This is a genomic window from Sediminicola arcticus (genome assembly GCF_040566695.1).
GTDB classification, from domain to species: Bacteria; Bacteroidota; Bacteroidia; order Flavobacteriales; family Flavobacteriaceae; genus Sediminicola; species Sediminicola arcticus.
In genome coordinates, this window is record NZ_JBEXAE010000011.1 from 1 (window position 1) to 18,150 (window position 18,150).

The 18,150-nt window shown below is 33.5% G+C and carries 15 protein-coding genes; 11 read left to right on the top strand and 4 right to left on the bottom strand.

The features are described from left to right. The 10 genes from ABXZ36_RS15455 to ABXZ36_RS15500 all read left to right on the top strand — a co-directional run. The coding region (locus tag ABXZ36_RS15455) for a hypothetical protein (protein WP_354616585.1) at positions 1–593 on the top strand (593 nt) is incomplete at its 5' end. A gap of 248 nt (positions 594–841) precedes the next feature. After that, positions 842–1,348 (top strand): nuclear transport factor 2 family protein, encoded by a 507-nt coding sequence (locus ABXZ36_RS15460; protein ID WP_354616586.1) that lies wholly within the window; start codon positions 842–844, stop codon positions 1,346–1,348. A 167-nt stretch (positions 1,349–1,515) separates the two neighbouring features. Beyond that, on the top strand, positions 1,516–2,871 hold the full coding sequence (locus tag ABXZ36_RS15465) for a serine hydrolase domain-containing protein (protein ID WP_354616587.1): 1,356 nt from the start codon (positions 1,516–1,518) through the stop codon (positions 2,869–2,871). 817 nt (positions 2,872–3,688) lie between these two features. Then, complete coding sequence (locus ABXZ36_RS15470; RefSeq protein ID WP_354616588.1) at positions 3,689–4,720, top strand: hypothetical protein; 1,032 nt, start codon at positions 3,689–3,691, stop codon at positions 4,718–4,720. Positions 4,721–4,890: 170 nt separating this feature from the next. Next, positions 4,891–5,604: a DUF6090 family protein gene (locus ABXZ36_RS15475; protein WP_354616589.1), complete on the top strand. Its 714-nt coding sequence runs from the start codon at positions 4,891–4,893 to the stop codon at positions 5,602–5,604. Positions 5,605–5,861: 257 nt separating this feature from the next. Beyond that, positions 5,862–7,112, top strand: a complete 1,251-nt coding sequence (locus ABXZ36_RS15480) for a DoxX family protein (protein WP_354616590.1) — start codon at positions 5,862–5,864, stop codon at positions 7,110–7,112. A gap of 205 nt (positions 7,113–7,317) precedes the next feature. Further along, the gene (locus ABXZ36_RS15485) at positions 7,318–8,070 is read left to right on the top strand and encodes a DUF6090 family protein (RefSeq protein WP_354616591.1); all 753 of its coding nucleotides are present in this window, start codon (positions 7,318–7,320) and stop codon (positions 8,068–8,070) included. Positions 8,071–8,284: 214 nt separating this feature from the next. Then, the gene (locus ABXZ36_RS15490) at positions 8,285–8,956 is read left to right on the top strand and encodes a DUF6090 family protein (protein WP_354616592.1); all 672 of its coding nucleotides are present in this window, start codon (positions 8,285–8,287) and stop codon (positions 8,954–8,956) included. Next, a complete protein-coding gene (locus ABXZ36_RS15495) occupies positions 8,949–9,698 on the top strand; it encodes a hypothetical protein (protein ID WP_354616593.1) in 750 nt (249 codons plus the stop codon). The genes ABXZ36_RS15490 and ABXZ36_RS15495 overlap by 8 nt, the downstream gene beginning before the upstream one ends. 188 nt (positions 9,699–9,886) lie before the next feature. Beyond that, on the top strand, positions 9,887–10,639 hold the full coding sequence (locus ABXZ36_RS15500; protein WP_354616594.1) for a hypothetical protein: 753 nt from the start codon (positions 9,887–9,889) through the stop codon (positions 10,637–10,639). Positions 10,640–11,526: 887 nt separating this feature from the next. On the opposite strand, the gene ABXZ36_RS15505 is transcribed toward ABXZ36_RS15500, so the two are convergent. Next, on the bottom strand, positions 11,527–12,216 hold the full coding sequence (locus tag ABXZ36_RS15505) for a hypothetical protein (RefSeq protein WP_354616595.1): 690 nt from the start codon (positions 12,214–12,216) through the stop codon (positions 11,527–11,529). Between the two features lie 85 nt (positions 12,217–12,301). Between ABXZ36_RS15505 and ABXZ36_RS15510 the strand changes: the two genes are divergently transcribed. Next, the gene (locus tag ABXZ36_RS15510; RefSeq protein ID WP_354616596.1) at positions 12,302–13,363 is read left to right on the top strand and encodes a hypothetical protein; all 1,062 of its coding nucleotides are present in this window, start codon (positions 12,302–12,304) and stop codon (positions 13,361–13,363) included. Between the two features lie 2 nt (positions 13,364–13,365). On the opposite strand, the gene pafA is transcribed toward ABXZ36_RS15510, so the two are convergent. From pafA to uvrA, 3 genes are all read right to left on the bottom strand, one after another. Further along, the gene (gene pafA, locus ABXZ36_RS15515) at positions 13,366–15,057 is read right to left on the bottom strand and encodes an alkaline phosphatase PafA (RefSeq protein WP_354616597.1); all 1,692 of its coding nucleotides are present in this window, start codon (positions 15,055–15,057) and stop codon (positions 13,366–13,368) included. A gap of 35 nt (positions 15,058–15,092) precedes the next feature. Beyond that, positions 15,093–15,221, bottom strand: coding sequence for a DUF421 domain-containing protein (locus ABXZ36_RS15520; RefSeq protein ID WP_354616598.1), 129 nt, complete (start codon positions 15,219–15,221; stop codon positions 15,093–15,095). Between the two features lie 198 nt (positions 15,222–15,419). Continuing rightward, positions 15,420–17,960, bottom strand: coding sequence for an excinuclease ABC subunit UvrA (gene uvrA / locus ABXZ36_RS15525; protein WP_354616599.1), 2,541 nt, complete (start codon positions 17,958–17,960; stop codon positions 15,420–15,422). Between the last annotated feature and the right edge of the window lie 190 nt (positions 17,961–18,150).

The following is an 18,150-nucleotide window of genomic DNA, read 5'->3' on the forward strand; positions in this document are numbered from 1 at the left end:
ACCCTTTTGTTATACTAAATATCTTATCTTCAAACTTAGAAACAAACATACGAGCTGAAGCGTTAGCAAAAATTAAAAAGATGAATAAAATAATACTGACATCAATTATCATATTTTTTGCTTGCAATTCAATATTCGGACAATCAAACGATGACAAATACAAAAAAGATGTAGAATCCGTAGATGCGATTATAAATGCATATTATGATGTTGTTTCTGGTTCAAGTACTGATCCGTGGGAATTTGAACGAGATAAATATATTCATTCAAAAAATGCTGTTATAACGAGATTAGACGAAAACGGAAAAGCGGAATCACATACTCTTGAAGCGGAATATATTCCAATCGGATTATCACCGAAAGAGGATTTTTACGAAAAAGAACTTAAAAGAAAAGTCAGCAAATATGGAAATATTGCACAAGTTTGGAGTGCGTTTGAAATACGAACTGACCCCAAAACTGAATCAAATATTAAAGGTCTAAATAGCATTCAACTTCATTATGAAAATGGAAGATGGTACATCGACAGTTGGACTTGTGAAATGGAATCTGAAAAGAACAATTTAGTAACTGAATTTTTGAAAAAGCAATAAAAAAACTTTTGCTAACATCGGCTATAATTCATTGTGGCATTATGCAAAAAAAACAAAAATAGTAACCACCAAACGGCCTGATTTCATAAGTAGAAAAGTCTACGACGTTTTCCACAACGAAATCATAGCCTTGGCGTTGTGCATAATGCAAAAAACAACGTGAAATCGACAAAAAATCTGCGATAATAAAAGCGGAATTTTATAATACAAAGTGCAGAATTAAGGTATAACCTATTAAACAAAATAATATGAAACAAGTTTCTATTTTAATTACAGCAATTGTATTTACTGCATTAATCATTAGTTGCGGGAACAATAACGCTGCTTCAAAAGAAACCAATAACAGCACTGTTGCTACTTTTGACTTAACTGCAATGAAAAAACTCATAAAAGAAAAGAGCGAGAAATTTACGCAAGCACATATCACTCGTGACACGGCATATTTGAATAACATTTTTACAAAGGATGCAAATGTGTATTCACCTAATTCTGATATTATAACTGGACGTGATGCTATTGCGGCTGTGAATAACGAATGGGTCAATTACGGAATTAAAGAATTTACTGAAGAAACAACCTCTTTTTTTGGTAACGAAGATTACCTGATTGATGAAGGAACCTACTACTTGCGTTATGGAGAAGATAATATAATTGACAACGGGAAATACATTAATATTTGGAAAAAGGAAAATAGCGAATGGAAGATGTGCAGCAGTATTTGGAATACCAGTTTGCCTATAACTACAACCGAATAAGAAAGGAAAACACTATGCACAACAACGTATAAAATTAATTGCTAGTGCGAGCTTACTTACGAAAATCCTCGCGGATTTTCTATTCGGTTTGTATTTGCTAAATTAGGTGCTTAAACCACGCAACTAATATTATACAAGACCGTTAGCCTTCATTAAAAAAACAGAATATGAAACAAATAATTTTATTGATTTTGACATTAGTGCTATTAGCAACAAGTTGTCAGAATGAGAAGCAAGTTTCTATTACACCAACTTTAGAGGTGTATGCCGACTCATTATTTCAAGTAAGCATTGATAGTAACCAAATTGCAGGAGGTGCAATTTTAGTATTTAAAAAAGGCGAAATGCTGTTGAATAAATCTTATGGATATGCAAATTTAGAACTTTCTGTACCTATGCCGAGTGATGGTATTTTTTTCATTGCCTCTGTGACCAAACAATTTACAGCTGCTGCTATTCTCAAATTAGTGGAGGACAAAAAACTTTCTCTCGATGATAATTTTACAAAATACCTTGAATTTGATACCAAAGGCCGAATAATTACAATTGCTCAATTACTTGATCACACCTCTGGTCTTGCACAAGCGGACAGTAAGGAAGAATTTATGCAAATGACTTTCGATGAGTTTCCCCAAAAACTTATGGTGCAATTGGTAGAACCAAAAGACTTTTTACATGAGCCAGGAGAAGCATTGATATATAATAATACCGCTTTTGTTTTTCTTGGATTAATAATAGAAAAAGTAACTGGAAAACCTTACGAAGACTATTTACAAGAAACCTTTTTTGACCCTTTGAATATGAGTAATACATCCTATACTTCTAACACTAAAGTGACTAAAAACAAGGTTAGTGGTTATGGTTATACCCCAAAAGGAATGCAGCAAAATGATTATTTGAATTATAACATACCTTATTCTGCGGGTGCACTTTCAAGTACAACTGAAGATCTACTAAAATGGATGCGGGCATTACATACTGGTAAAGTACTTTCAGACCCCATGTATCAATCAATGATTAACCCAAACAAATTAAATGATGGCACGACTGTTAGCTATGCGAAAGGATTACTTAATTTCTCAAATTACGGTCACCAAGAAATTGGTCACGACGGGGGAGGTTTCGGGTTTCTAACTGTCACACAATATTTCCCTGATGACGATTTATACATTATCTGTTTGATAAACACCGAAGGACCAAAGGGAGGAGATTTTTTTGCAGATAAGATGACGTGGAAACTACTGGATAAAAAAGAGTACAAAAAAGTTGAATTGGATTTTGATACTAACGGCATTGAAGGTATATACACAGGGCAAACACGTAATACCATACAAACGTTAGAAATTAAATCCATAGAAAATGGAATTACTCGACAAACTATAGGTAAAGAAAAGATTGACACCTTAAAAACATATATCGGAAACAACACGTGGATGGACGGAAACGATAAAATCACTATTAAAAATAATGAGTATCGCATCGATAAAATATGGAATTATTACATCCTTAAAAAGGAAAAATAAATAACGAAAGGCTAACAAGACCTATAGCAAATAGGGCATAAAGAGTTTAATTTAAAGGCTTGGGCTTATTAACTAAGTTCGCCAAATCTTTTGGATTTGGCTTTTAAAATGAAAAAGATAAAAACAAAACAAAAGCTTGGGCTACCAGCGCAGACGGAAACGAAAGGTTTCCTTGCCCGCCCTACTTGACATAGCCCAACCGTTGTGTGTAATCCCTCTACCAGAAAAACCAGTTGAGTTTTTAAGCTAATGGGGCAGAAATGAGTAAAATATAAATAATTGATAATCATATAATTAACTTTAACGTTAGTTGTAATTATAAAAAAAACAATGAAAATATGCCCGAACTGTAAAACAGAAGTTGACAATCATTTTGAATTATGCTGGAAATGTAATTATAGCTTTCCCGACAAAAAGATAGTTGAGATTCAAGATTTGTCTGAACAAAATTTTGAGAGAAAGATTAATTGTTTAAGATGTAATATTCCTATGGAAAAATCTGGAAATTTCAAATTTCTAGAAGGTGCTAGAACCGGATTTTTTGGGAATATTTTTGAACTATTACAAAACAGAGAATCTTTCGATTTATATCATTGCCCTGAGTGTGGAAAAGTTGAATTTTTTATTCCTCAGAAATAATTATTAATAGCTTGAAAAACTACACACAACACCGTTTATAATTCCTTGCTAGTACTCGCCTACTTACAAAAATCCTCGCGGATTTTCTATTCGCTTTGTATTTGCTAAATTATGCGCTTATAACACGCAACAAACCATATACAACACGTTGTGCTTCATTATAACCAATCACTAACTAATGATAAAATTCTTTAGAAAAATTAGACAAAAAACCCTGACTGAAAATAAGTTCGGGAAATACCTGACTTATGCAATTGGAGAAATAATACTTGTAGTTATTGGAATTTTGATAGCAGTAGGCATTAACAGTATGTATAATGCTTCTCAAAATGAAACTAAAATAAAAGCAATCTTAACACAAGTACAGCAAGACTTAATAACGGATATTTTAGACGCTAAACGTATTTACAATACTTACATAGAAAAAGATTCACTATTCCAAAAAATAATGAATGATTCCATCACTTTTGAGATGTATAAAAAGAACCCTTACCCATTACCAATTACAGGCAACTATGTCTCTTTTAGCAATAAAAAGGGCGGTTATGATCGATTTATGAATAACCTAGAGAATTTACCTGAAAAATATAATTGCTTACTTCCTTACTTTAACACCTTATATGTTGAAATGCAAAATGATATCGATGATTATAACACCTATATTAAAAATACCGCAATGATAGATGGTCGTGAAGATTTAAAGACGAACCCAAAAATTGCCGACTACATTGCAGGAAGATATCCAGAGGAGGCTATGGAGTATTTTTTTAAAGACTCTTTTCTTAAAAACAAATCCATTAAATATATAAATGATTTAAAGAATATCTCATACGCCGCAAACGACTATCGTATTGAGAGCATTGAATTATATAAAAAAATAGATTCCTTATTAGGCAAGACACCGATAGCCTATAAAGAACCACTTGCTATATTACCAGAAAAAGATATTATAAGCTCTTTTTTAGGAGACTATAAAGATCAAGCTAAAGCACTTGGAGCAACTTTGTCACTATCTATGGAAAGCGAAAAGGTAGTATTGAAAAGTTCAAAAAATCCTGACACGAAATTATACTGGCACAAAGACGACTATTATTTCATAAAAGGAAATGGACCTATTTTTAAGTTATATAAAAATAAACAAGGTCAACATATCATTGAAGTCAGTTTCAGAGGAACGAATACCAAATTTATTAAAACAAAAGACATATAAGTTTAAATAACGAAAGCACAACACCGTATAAAATTAATTGCTAGTACAGGCTTACTTACGAAAATCCTCACAGATTTTTTATTCGATTTGTATTAGCTAAATTAGATGCTTAAACACGCACCTAATCTTATACAAACACGTTGTGCTTCATTATCAGAAACCGCTAACCAATGATAAAATTCTTTAGAAAAATTAGGCAAAACTTACTGATGGAAAATAAAACTGGAAAATATTTGAAGTATGCCATTGGTGAAATCATACTTGTGGTAATCGGAATTTTAATTGCTCTGCAACTAAACAATCTGAATGAGAATAAAAAAAATGACGTGTTTGAAAAGGAAATACTTTCTCAAATTCAAGAAAATTTAAAAAGCGATAAGTTTGTCTTAAAACAAATCGAATTAAATTTTATGAAGGCTATTGCGTCTTCAAATAAGATATTAAATGCTCAAGAATCTCAAAAAACAAAAGATAGTATTAAAATTTGGCTTGGAGCAATAATACAATTTGACAGATTTCAACCACTTACTAATGCTTATGAGGTATTGAAATCAAATGGTTTGGATAGAATTTCAAATAAACAATTACGGTTCTTGTTAGGGAAATATTATGACGATGAGTCCTTGAGAATGATAAAATCAACAAACGATATCGAAATAGCTTTTAATGACCATTGGATACCTATTTTGTTTGAAGAAACCGTAGAATTTGAATTTAAAAAATCCGTTGAACTAAAAGATTATAGTGTTCTACTGAAATCTTCAAAAGAACGGAATATTTTAAAATTAAATCGTGACAATTATTCCTCTGGAATTAATAAGATAAAGAGCGGAATAAGTACGATTGAAGAAATTCAGAATTTAATAGGGAAAGAAATAAAATAACGAAAGCACAACAATACCTATAAGTAATGCGGGGTTTGGTGTTTAATTTAAAGTAAGCGTATATTTACTATGTCCGCAAAATCTTTTCGATTTTGCTCTGGCGAAAAAATATAAATCAAAACAAAAAGCTTTTGCTACGTGCGAAGACAGAAACAAAAGGTTTCCTTGCTTCCGCACTTCTCATAGCTGAAACGTAACACATTCGACCAAACCAACGAAATTTGTAACTAATCATTATGTTTAGCTACTGATTAGATATGAAAATATTAACACAAGAATATAGAGAACAATGGAATACATTAAGTAAACTCCTATTCAGAGTGCTATTTACCTATTTTGTTCTCTATATGCTCTTAATGTTATTAAATCCACTTTTTGAAACACCGTTTAGATGGATTGGTAAAGAAATTTTAAAAATAAATTACGATTATGAAGTAAGTGGTAATGGTAGTGGAGATCACACTTTTGCATATTTAACATTATTTGTAACTGTAATTTTAACCTTTATAATTGTTATTATTTGGAGTATTTTAGATAGAAGCCGTAAGAGTTACAATAAACTTTTATATTGGTTTTTAGTATTTCTTCGTGTTGTTTTAGTTGCTACAATGCTTTTTTATGGATTTGTAAAAATTTTTAAACTTCAATTTCCATCAGCTTCATTAACGCATTTACTTGATCCTTTAGGTGATTTTTCGCCAATGGGGTTAGCTTGGACATATATGGGTTTTTCGAAAGGCTTTAATGTGTTTGTCGGCTTTTTAGAAGTACTCGGAGGTTTGCTATTAATTCCTAGACGTACACAAACACTTGGATCATTTTTAATCATTGGTGTAATGACTCAAGTAGCTGTGATGAATTTCTGTTATGATATCCCTGTCAAATTATTTTCAGTTCATTTAGTCTTAATGGCTTTGGTCATTTTTATAACTGACAACAGATTCTTAAATGTATTTATTAAAAATAAAGCTGTAAAAAAATATAATTACTATCATCCTGTTAAAAACACTAAATATCATAAAGTCATTTTTTGGATTAAATCTATTGGCTTATTTATTCTTGTTAGTTTCATTTCATTTAATTTTTATACAACAGAAAGAAATAGAGGAAACAATAGAAAAAAACCACTACTTTATGGTATATGGGAAGCTACATCCTTTACTAAAAATGGAGATACACTACAACCTTTAATTACAGATAATTTTAGATGGCGTTATCTTATTATTGATTTAAAAGATGAAGCAACTATAAAAACAATGGACGATTTAAAACATCAATATAAATTTATAACAGATTCAACGTCTCAAAAAATAATGATACATAAAAAAGATTCTGAATCTGAAGATTATAATTTCAACTATAAAAATCCAGATTCTGAATTTCTTCAACTAGATGGTATTATAGAATCTGATACATTGCATATTATATTCTCTAGAAAAAATCACGAAAAATTTAATTTAAATTCTCGTGGTTTTAAATGGATTAACGAGCGCCCCTATAATAGATGAAATTATAGATATGAATAGAAACTGAATAATATTTACCCGAATTAAAACGTGTTACAAACCGTATATAATTTATTGCTAGTTCTAGCCTACTTACGAAAATCCTCGCGGATTTTCTATTCGGTTTGTATTTGCTAAATTAGGTGCTTAAAACACGCAACAAACCATATACAAACCGTTGTGGTGCATTATGACCAACCAATAACAAATGATAAAATTCTTTAGAAAAATTAGGCAAAAATTGCTGACTGAAAATAAGTTTAGCAAGTATCTGCTTTATGCCATAGGCGAGATTGTACTTGTCGTTATTGGGATTTTGATTGCGCTGAGTTTAAATAATTGGAATGAATCAAGGAAAAATGAGATAATTAAACAGCAGTTAATTGAAGACTTAATTGTAGAATTACAATCATCGAGGGTTATAATAAATGATGCTATTGCCCTTGGTGATTCTCTAATTGCAGACGGTCAATTGTATTTAAAACATATTGGATCTAAAGAATTGACAATTCAAATAGATTCACTGAAAAAACTTGGAGATTTTATAACATATGGTATTCCTTATGATCTTAATTTACCAATTTATGAAGATTCAAAATCGTCAGGCAGGCTTAGTATGATTAATAATAAGAAAGTACTAATACTTTACGCTGAGATAATGTCTGCCGACATTGGTGGAACCATTCACCGTAAAATTAGTAATGATATGTATTATAATGGTTCTGACTGGGAACTAAGAAAAGAAATAGGATTAAGCGAAATTTTATCTACGCCTAATGAAATGATACCTGAAAGATTTAGATTAACTGAAAAAGAATTTTTGGAAATCCTTGCACGTCCTTCTACGTTTGCCACGTTAAATAATTCTTTACAGATGAAAGTTGTAAGAATTAATTATATGAATAGAATAAGCAATGGAATGACAGAAGTTATTGGATTACTTGAAGAAGAAAAAAAATAATCTTAAGTTATAAAAAAACGAAAGCACAACAATGTGTATGAATTAATTGCTGGCGGATTTCTTAAAAGGAAATCCTTGCAATGAATTATCTTTATTACCAGTGGGAAAATCCCGTAGGATTTACCCGCAACTAATTATACACGAACCGTTGTGCTTCATTACCAGAAACCGCTAACCAATGATAAAATTCTTTAGAAAAATACGCTACGACCTTATGGAGAAAAACAAAACTGGAAAGTATTTAAAATATGCTATCGGAGAAATTATCCTTGTTGTTATCGGGATTTTAATTGCACTGCAGATTAATACCTGGAATGAAGATTATAAAAACACAAAGAAAGAAAGAGGCTATTTAATTAACCTTCAACAAGATCTTAGAGCAGATTCGTTAAGACTAAGCGAACTTAAAAATGATTTTGAATTAGCAGTAAAATCAAAAAAGAAATTTGAAAAAATAATAGAAGGACAACCCACAACAAATGATTCCTTAATTTTTTATGTGAACAATCAAATAGATCTTTTAACCGACTTTGTTCCAAACTCTTCAACTTTTGATGAATTAAAAAACAGCAACGGTCTTAATCTTATTTCTAATCCTCAATTAAAACGTCAAATCGTAACCTTGTACAACAGTTATGCGGACTTAATACTCAAACTTAAACTTGGGACAGAAAAATCCCAAATACTATATGCCCATTTGAGTAAATATGTTAATAATATTAATACCATTACAAGTGATGAAATCCATGTCCTTTTAAATGACAATTTTTTTAAGAATCAAATGCTGCTTAATTATCTGTATACTCAATTTTCAATCACCTTAAAGGCTTATGGAAATTGTCTTGAAACTTTAAATGTCATAAATAAAGAATTAAAACATGTTTAAATTCTTTAGAAAAATACGCTACAACCTTATGGGACAAAATAAAACTGGAAAGTATTTTAAATATGCCATAGGTGAGATTATACTTGTGGTTGTAGGTATTTTAATTGCATTATGGTTAAATAATCTAAATCTAAAAAGTCAACAAAGAATTGAAGAAATCAATATCCTTAAAGGACTTAAAAAAGATTTTCAAGAAGACATTATTGATTTTAAATTAAATATTAACGCTTATAAGAATATTAGTTCATCAGTTGATCTTGTTCTAAATAGCTTGGAAAGTTCAGCTATTTATAATGACTCATTAGATTATTATTTTTCAGGCACTATAACTTGGCCTCGTTCAATCATAAACAAAAATTCATTCGATGTTTTAAAATCTAAAGGACTGGATCTTATATCCAATGATTCCCTAAGAAATGAAATTTTAAATTTTCATGGTCAAGTTTACGCAGGTATTAAAACATGGGAAGACCAATTTAACAGAGATATATATTTCAATGAAATGTTAAAAAGATTTGATAAAGTTGAACCTTGGAAATTTGATAAAGATGGTAAATTTTATCGAGGCGTTATGAAACCAATTAACTATAACGCCCTTAAAACAGACACTTTATATTTGTCCTTGCTTCGAACTATGAAAAGAGACGCTGAAACACTTTTGTATAGTGAATACCTTACAACAATTAAAGATTTAAAAAGTCTGGTGGCAGACATTGATAAAGAGTTGATTAACATCGAATAACAGAACGTATTAAATTTAAAACATTACCTGATATTATTTTAAATTGAAAAACGAAAGCACAACACCGTGTATAATTAATTACTTTGGCAAGTGCTTATCTGGAAAGTTTTTGTTTACTAAATTAGTTGCTGCACACGCAACTAATCATACACAAAACGTTGTGCTTCATTATAACCAATCACTAACTAATGATAAAATTCTTTAGAAAAATTAGACTAAAAATGCTGTCTGAAAACAAATTTAGCAGATATCTGATATATGCCATAGGCGAAATTATTTTAGTAGTAATCGGTATTCTTATAGCCCTTCAGTTAAATAATCAAAATAATATCCAAACTGAAAAGCAAGGCCTTAAAAATTATTTAGGAAAAATTGCACAAAATATCAATGATGATATTGAATTTGGGGAATTTATGTTGAAAACCCGGACAGAACAATCTGCATTATGTGCAAATGCTACTATTTTGATTGCTAATAGGGATTTTAGTGAAAATAGTCAATCGATTATAACAAATGCCGTTTTTGCAATGATAATTGAGACACCTATAAATTTCAATAGAAGTGGTTTTGAGTCATTGAAGAATTCAGGGTATTTACAGTATCTCGATAATTCGAAAGTAGAAAAACTAATTTATAATTATTATAAAACTGTTGATAATATATTATTTGAAGAGTCCAGTTGTCAAGTTTGGGCTAATGATTTGGATTTAGAATTACAAAAGAATGGTTTCATGCCCGAATGGTTAGAAATTGAAAATAGACCAAATCAAAAATTGAATGAAATGCTCGGTAATTACACGGATATACTTTGTGAACATAAAGGGCATGGTATTGTTTTATCACTTTTTGTTAGAGGTTTCTTATTTGACCCTTATCTAACAGATTGGTATAAAAAACAAATTACTCTTGGAAAAGAACTATTGAAAGCAATAGAAGAATAAAAAATAACGAAGGCTAACATCATATGAAATTAATTGCTAGTTCTGGCTTACTTACTAATCCCGACGTTTCGGGATTCTATTCTGTTTGTATTTGCTAGATTAGGTGCTTAAACCACGCAACTAATCTTATACATAACCGTTGGCAGTAATTTTGACCCGTCCTGAAATATGTATACAAAAAAGCAAATGGAGTTTTTCTATATTATTTTAATTAACTTTATAATACGAAGAGTTCAAACTACTTCAATACGTTCCATATAAAATGTGAGTTAATCGTGAGTCCAAAATAGGCAATGATGCATAAGGGCATATAAATACAGAGGTGGTGTAATTTCAAAAGCGTTCTGTCATCCCGACAAACCGCTTAATAGCGGAGATCAAAACACTGTTAATCGTATGATTAACAGTGTTTTTCGTTTTCAATGGACTTATTTGATATCAACTATTTTATCTAGGAATACGACGCGTGGGAGAAAAATTATAGAGGTGAAACTAGTGCTTTGAACGATTTTGATGATGAAAATTATCTATATTTTTTGCAATCTACAATCGGATTACGAAGGTGATTATCAATTGGCATGAAATACAAGGGGACAACACCTTAAAAACCAGCATACTGGATTATGTCTTTTTGGGGATCATTATTTCGAACCCAATGTCATTATTGATAGTACCATGAAATTGTGTCACCCAGATAGGGGCACAACCTATGAATTTAAGGAAAGGGGATATCAGCAATATTTAAAACCTTATAAAGGTTCAGAGACAAAGAAAAGAACAAAATCTTCCAATCCTACTATGAATGTAGTACGGAATAAATCAAAATAGTTTTTAGGTTTGTTGTTTGAAATTGCCCTCTTTTTAGAGAAAGTGGGCGATTTTTTAGGTTAACGTAAGACCTTAAAATGATCTAATTGAATATCATCTAACCCTTTATCGTCGAAAGGATACTCTAGATCATCCTGAATATTATAAAGTGAAATTAGTATAAATTCTGTGAGAATCACTACAAAATAAACCGTAAAGTGATTATAGGTTTCACCGATATTGAATATAATCGTCGGGGCATATATCAGCGGAAAAATGTATATAAATACTTTGCAATAGGCCTTAAGACTTACGGGCGTTCTGTGCACATGGATCCCGTTCAAATTATCAATGGCCTCGTGAAGGGCACACATATATTTGAATAATTTATCCTTTAAACTTTTAGATATAGTTTCCCTTCTAGAATGAATAAATCCGTAAACCTTATCAACTTCTTCATCCAGATTTTTTATACTGCCTTCATGACTTTTTAGATGCAATATTGTTTTATCCTCAATATTTTCCAACAGTAGTTTTAAACTAACCTCCTCTTCATCTAACAATGTACTGGTCGTAATAAAATAATGAAGTGTTTTCATGGCACTTCGGTATTGGCTTAAATGTTCCAATGCCTTTTCCCTTCTTCTAAAAGAACCCCTAATAGTAAATACTAGTGGGAAAATTATGGCAATACTTAATAAAGTCAAATCAACTTTAAAATTTATGTTGTAGTGATAACATAAAAATACAGAGGCTATGGAAATGACCATAACCATCAACGTTTTATAATTTAAAGAAGCGAGATATAGTTTAATAGCTTTATTTTTAATACTTTAAATGTAAAGTAAATATTATATGGGAAAGATACAAACTAATTTGAGACTCCTTGCTATCTGTTTTTTTATATCCCTATCCTGTATTGGTCAAATTGAGGATACCAGTAAAAAATTGGGTAAGGTTTCAAAACTATTCAGAACGTCAAAAATACTACCAGTACAAATGGAGTATAGTAATCGTGACCTTAAAAAATTAACCAATGATAGTACCTATATACATATAAACCTAACGTACAGGGATGCCGATACACTTGGCACATTACCGCTAAGGGTTAGGGCAAGGGGTAATTTTAGGCGTAAGAACTGTTATTTTTCCCCGGTTAAAATGAGAATAAAAAAGGACGATGCCAAAAAGACATTGTTCAAAGGAAATAAGGAATTGAAATTGGTGCTACCCTGTTTAAAAGAGAAAAATGCCAATGATGACGTTATTAAAGAGTTATTGGCCTATAAACTATACGAAGTGGTATCCCCATATCATTTTAAAACTAGACTTTTGGATTTTACCCTCAGCGAATCGAAAGGGAAAAAGATAGATGAGCATAGAATAAAGGCTTTTTTTATTGAAGATATGGCTGAGCTGGAAGACCGATTTGGCGGTAAAACCATGAAAAGAAATGTGCATCCGTTACAACAGGACTCCTTGAACTCTATACGCAATGCTTTTTTTCAATACATGATCGGTAACACAGATTTCTCTACAGGCTATCAGCATAATCAAAAACTTTTGTTCCTAAACGGTTTTTCAATACCCATTCCCTATGATTTTGATATGTCTGGTTTATGTGATACAAGCTATTCCGTAGTCTCTCAAATAGATGGTTTGGAATTGCCGCTTGAGTCGGTTACAGACAGATTATATAGAGGTTTTAAAAGATCTGACGCTATCATGTTTTCCATCCGGGATGAATTTTTGCAAAATCAACCAAACATGATTGCAATACTAGAGGATCACAAGAACCATTTTGAAAATCCGGACGAATATGAGAAATCTCAAAAATACATTTTAGGATTCTTCAATATTCTAGCGGACCCCGATAAGTTCAAATCAGAAATATTGGACAACCGTAGGGATAATTAACATTATTCAAAAAGTTCCGATAACGGTTTTCCATGAGAGGAACTAGGTAATGGAATATTAAGTAACATCGATAGACTAGGCGCTATATCTATAGGGTGTACTGGCCTTACAGACTTCCCTTTGGTAATGCCTTTTCCAATCCATATCATAGGAACTTGGGTATCGTACGAATATCCAGATCCATGTACCGTACCATTCACATCGGCTACATCAATATTGGGATTGGGATGTATGATGGTGCCGGAGGTATAGGTTATTAAAATATCTCCAGACCTTTGTACATGATATCCATTTTGAATGGTTTTACGGATTCCTTCTTCGTACACCTGTGTTTGAAGGTCATCCGCAGTTAGGGCAAGGGACACTTCAGGTAAGGTCATTAAAAAATTTGCTGCGTCTTTCTGAATGATAGGCAAGAGTAATTTTTTTTCGTCAACGGTAGTTTTGTTTAAATACAGGTTATTTCCATTCACGGTAGTAATCCAAGATGCATTTCCGTATTTAGAATCCAGAAATGCCTCTAATTTTCGCCCATCGTTAGTAATTCTTGCAATAGCAGCATCCTGCTGGTTATCTTTCAAAAAGGATACATTTTCTATGGCTCCATGGTCGGAAGTAAGAAATAGGGTATAGTTTTCTTTTCCTATATCGGTGTCCAATGCTTTTAACAGTGTAGCAATATCCTTGTCCAATCGTAGATAAATATCCTCCATTTCAACCGATTGTGGACCAAAAGTATGACCAATAACATCTGGTACGGAATAGCTAACGTTCAGAAAATCGGTGTGGTCATCCTTACCTAATTGTTCTTCCTGCATGGCGGTGATTGCAAATTCAGTCAAAAGAGTGTTTCCTTTAGGGGAAATCCATAATAATTGAAATTCAGTGCCATTTTCGCGATACTTTTCTCTCAAGGTTTTAAAATCATAGGGAAATGTTGGGCTGGGTTTCCCCCCTAATGACGGTTCATAATTATTATCGTCTGGTGCGCTCAAGGTATACGTTTCAATGGGATAAAGGGTATTCCAAGTTTCATTTAAATAGGTATCGGATTTTTCTTGTTTGTTGAATTTCGCCACCCAATTGGGAACGCCTTCCATATAATAACTACTACTCACAAAATAACCTGGACTAGATTCCCAATCATGCCAATAAACACCATCGGCAGATTTTCCACCAGGCAAAATAGCACCTCTATCTTTAATTGATATACTTATTACCTTAGATTTGAAGTTGCTACTCTTTTTCAATTCATCTGTAATGGTAGAGGCTAGTAGGTTTTTTGGAGAGGTTCCATAAGGGTTTTCCACAACAGAACCTATTATTTTTTCTTGATCGTCCTGCACATTACCTATCACACTTTTGGTGTTCCTGTCGAACCACGAATTCCCAATGATCCCATGATAAGAGGGCGTTGTACCTGTGTAAATGGATGCGTGACCGGGTGCAGTTTCCGATGGGATATAATTGATATTTGTGTTTTTAAAATTAAAACCTTCACGTAATAAACGTTTAAAACCGTCTTCGCCATATCTTTCTTGGTATTTATAAAGATAATCTGCCCTCATTTGATCAATAATTACCCCAACCACGAGCTTTGGAGTTTCGTTTTGTTGTGCTAAAGCTGAAGAAGAAAAGAAAGTCATTGAAATTAATACTAATGTAAAACAGGATAGCTCAAAGATGTTGCGCATGTGTATATATTTTATCATTTTATCTCAAATTTACATTAACTAGCTCCAACATCCTCCATGATTACCTCATCAATTTGAATGGAATCCGTTGCGTGTAGTACCGATATATCCCCCGTAGTTTTAAAAACCACAGTTTTTACCTGTGATAATTGAAGCACGTTCACCTCACGTAATTAACCCATAAGGTCGGCCCTACTGACAAATGCTTTTTTTAGACTTTTCTCAAATATTTCCCCATCTTTCTTTAAAAAGGGGTATTGGTCAATATCTTTTGAGCTTTATCTGATGAAGATAAAATTTTTGTTTGGTTCAGTGCTAATTGGATAGCAACAAATCCTGATTTCGTTAACCGTTCTTATGAATTAAGGGAGACCGTTCAATGTTCTTTTTAAATAAATTGCGGTTTTACTTTGTTTACTTTTTGCGACTTTTTCTGGTGTTCCTGCCACCACCACTTTACCACCTTCTTCTCCGGCTCCTGGACCTATGTCAATAATCCAATCGCTTCCAGCGACTACCTGCATATCATGCTCTACCACAATTACGGTGTTTCCTGCATCCACTAATCTCGCTAGTTGAAGTTGTAATTTTTCTATATCAGTTGGATGCAAGCCTGTAGTTGGTTCGTCTAAAATATAGAGCGTATTCCCTCGGCTCAAACGCTGGAGTTCTTTAGCAAGCTTTATGCGCTGCGCTTCTCCACCGGAGAGCTCAGTGGCTGGTTGGCCTAAACGTAAATAACCCAAACCTACTTCCTGCAATACCTTAAGGGTGCGACTTACTCGGTCTTCTTTCTCAAAAAATTCTGCAGCTTCATTTACGGTCATTCCAAGAACTTGGGCGATATTTTTTTCATGATAAGTAATTTCTAAGGTTTCAGCATTATAACGAGTAGCATTACAAACAGGGCATGGAGCATAGACACTTGGTAGAAATAATAGTTCAACCATAACAAACCCTTCGCCCTCGCAATTGGGACAACGGCCCTTTCCTACATTAAATGAAAAGCGACCAGCATTATAGTGACGTGTTTTAGCGAATTTTGTTGAGGCAAATAATTTTCGGACCACATCAAACAAGCCCGTGTACGTGGCGAGGTTAGAGCGCGGTGTTCTACCAATGGGTTTCTGATTGACCATGACCATCCGTTTTATGTTTTCCGAACCTGCGGTAATTTTACCATCCAGCGTTGTTACAACATCCTGCTGTAAGACATCTTCTACTTCTTCTTCGCCAGAACGGTCGTTTCCTAATTGGGCGGACATTAATTCTACCAAAACCTGGCTCACCAAGCTGCTTTTACCCGAGCCTGAAACCCCGGTAACACTTGTTAACACGCCTAAAGGAAATGACACCTCAAGGTTTATTAAATTGTTTCTGGTAACCCCACTTAATTTCAGCCATCCAGAAGGATTCCGGGGTTTGGACTTTTCAAAAGGGAGATCATTAAATAGGTGTTCTCTGGTTTTAGATTTTAAAATATTTTTTAAACCGGCCGGTGGACCACTGTATAAAATTTCTCCACCACCTTCGCCAGCATCCGGACCTACATCTACTATCCAATCCGCATGGCGAATCACATCCAACTCGTGCTCAACGATAAAAAGCGAATTACCGAAAGCTTTTAATCTATCCAAAGTTTTCAGTAAAGCTTCGGTATCTGCAGGATGCAACCCTGCAGAAGGCTCGTCTAATACATACACCACCCCAAATAAATTACTTCGTACCTGTGTGGCTAGTCTTAAACGTTGATGCTCGCCAGGAGAAAGGGTAGGTGTGCTCCGCTCCAAGGATAAGTAGCCAAGTCCTAATTCTAATAAAACAGTTACTCTCGCAACAAGATCTTCGGCAATCCTTTGTGCCACCATTGCTTTCTCCTGATGATTTTTGGTTAATTCAGCTAAACTAGGCGCCGAGCCATCGCCATATGGAGAGAAAATAGAAAGTAATTTTTTCAAAGGCAGCCTTGACATGTCTGCAATATCATAACCAGCAAAAGTCACGGAAAGGGATTCGCGACGTAAACGTTTACCCTTACAGGCAGGACATTCGCTGCTCAGCATGTATTTCAATACGCGATTTTTCATCGAAGCACTTTGCGAATTTGCAAATGTGTGTAACACATATTTTTTGGCACCAATGAAAGTGCCCATATAACTTGGTTCACTCTTTCTTTGAATTGCACGTTGCACCTCGTCACGGTTTAAGTTCCGGTATACCGGCACCTGTGGTTGTTCGTTTGTGAATAAGATCCAGTCGCGGTCTTTTTTTGGAAGATCTTTCCAAGGAATATCAACATCATAACCCAGTGTGATTAAAATGTCGCGAAGATTTTTCCCCTGCCACGCAGTGGGCCACGCGTCTATGGCTCTTTCCCGAATTGTCAGGGTATTATCGGGTATCATGCTTTTTTCTGTTACTTGGTAAATACGACCAAGTCCATGGCATTCAGGGCAGGCTCCTTCATGAGTGTTGGTCGAAAATGAATCAGCATATAAAAGAGGTTGTTCCGCTGGATAATCACCGGCCCGGGAATACAACATGCGCAACAAGTTTGATAATGTAGTAACGGAACCGACCGAGGATCGGGTAGTTCCTGAACCTCGTTGCTGCTGTAAAGCAACTGCTGGAGGCAAACCTTCAATTTCATCTACTTCCGGTATTGGCATTTGATGAAAAAGTCGCCTTGCATAGGGCGACACAGATTCTAGATACCTTCTTTGAGCTTCAGCATATAAGGTCCCAAAAGCAAGTGAAGATTTGCCCGACCCAGAAACCCCGGTAAACACGACCAAAGCATCACGAGGAATTTCCAGAGTTACATTTTTAAGATTATGTTGTCGTGCTCCACTTATAGTAACGAAGCCTTCTTTCTTAATATTATTGTCCTGCGGTTGTTCCATGTATTAGGATTGATCAAAAAATATACCAAGAACCTACTAATACAGCTTTTAGATTTATAGTATTTGTAAATCCTAGTTCTCAATTCAGTCCGCTGCAGTTCAAAATCTAGCTATGAGTTCCTTTAAATATGTACATCTTAAGTTTGATTCTCTTTAAATTGGTAGTATAATCATAAAGAACAAAAGAGAG

Bases quoted from the DNA above. Each gene is read 5' to 3' on its own strand.
- ABXZ36_RS15460 (WP_354616586.1), top strand. From the start codon at position 842: ATGAAACAAGTTTCTATTTTAATTACAGCAATTGTATTTACTGCATTA.
- ABXZ36_RS15465 (WP_354616587.1), top strand. From the start codon at position 1,516: ATGAAACAAATAATTTTATTGATTTTGACATTAGTGCTATTAGCAACA.
- ABXZ36_RS15470 (WP_354616588.1), top strand. From the start codon at position 3,689: ATGATAAAATTCTTTAGAAAAATTAGACAAAAAACCCTGACTGAAAAT.
- ABXZ36_RS15475 (WP_354616589.1), top strand. From the start codon at position 4,891: ATGATAAAATTCTTTAGAAAAATTAGGCAAAACTTACTGATGGAAAAT.
- ABXZ36_RS15480 (WP_354616590.1), top strand. From the start codon at position 5,862: ATGAAAATATTAACACAAGAATATAGAGAACAATGGAATACATTAAGT.
- ABXZ36_RS15485 (WP_354616591.1), top strand. From the start codon at position 7,318: ATGATAAAATTCTTTAGAAAAATTAGGCAAAAATTGCTGACTGAAAAT.
- ABXZ36_RS15490 (WP_354616592.1), top strand. From the start codon at position 8,285: ATGGAGAAAAACAAAACTGGAAAGTATTTAAAATATGCTATCGGAGAA.
- ABXZ36_RS15495 (WP_354616593.1), top strand. From the start codon at position 8,949: ATGTTTAAATTCTTTAGAAAAATACGCTACAACCTTATGGGACAAAAT.
- ABXZ36_RS15500 (WP_354616594.1), top strand. From the start codon at position 9,887: ATGATAAAATTCTTTAGAAAAATTAGACTAAAAATGCTGTCTGAAAAC.
- ABXZ36_RS15505 (WP_354616595.1), bottom strand. From the start codon at position 12,216: ATGGTCATTTCCATAGCCTCTGTATTTTTATGTTATCACTACAACATA.
- ABXZ36_RS15510 (WP_354616596.1), top strand. From the start codon at position 12,302: ATGGGAAAGATACAAACTAATTTGAGACTCCTTGCTATCTGTTTTTTT.
- pafA (WP_354616597.1), bottom strand. From the start codon at position 15,057: ATGCGCAACATCTTTGAGCTATCCTGTTTTACATTAGTATTAATTTCA.
- uvrA (WP_354616599.1), bottom strand. From the start codon at position 17,960: ATGGAACAACCGCAGGACAATAATATTAAGAAAGAAGGCTTCGTTACT.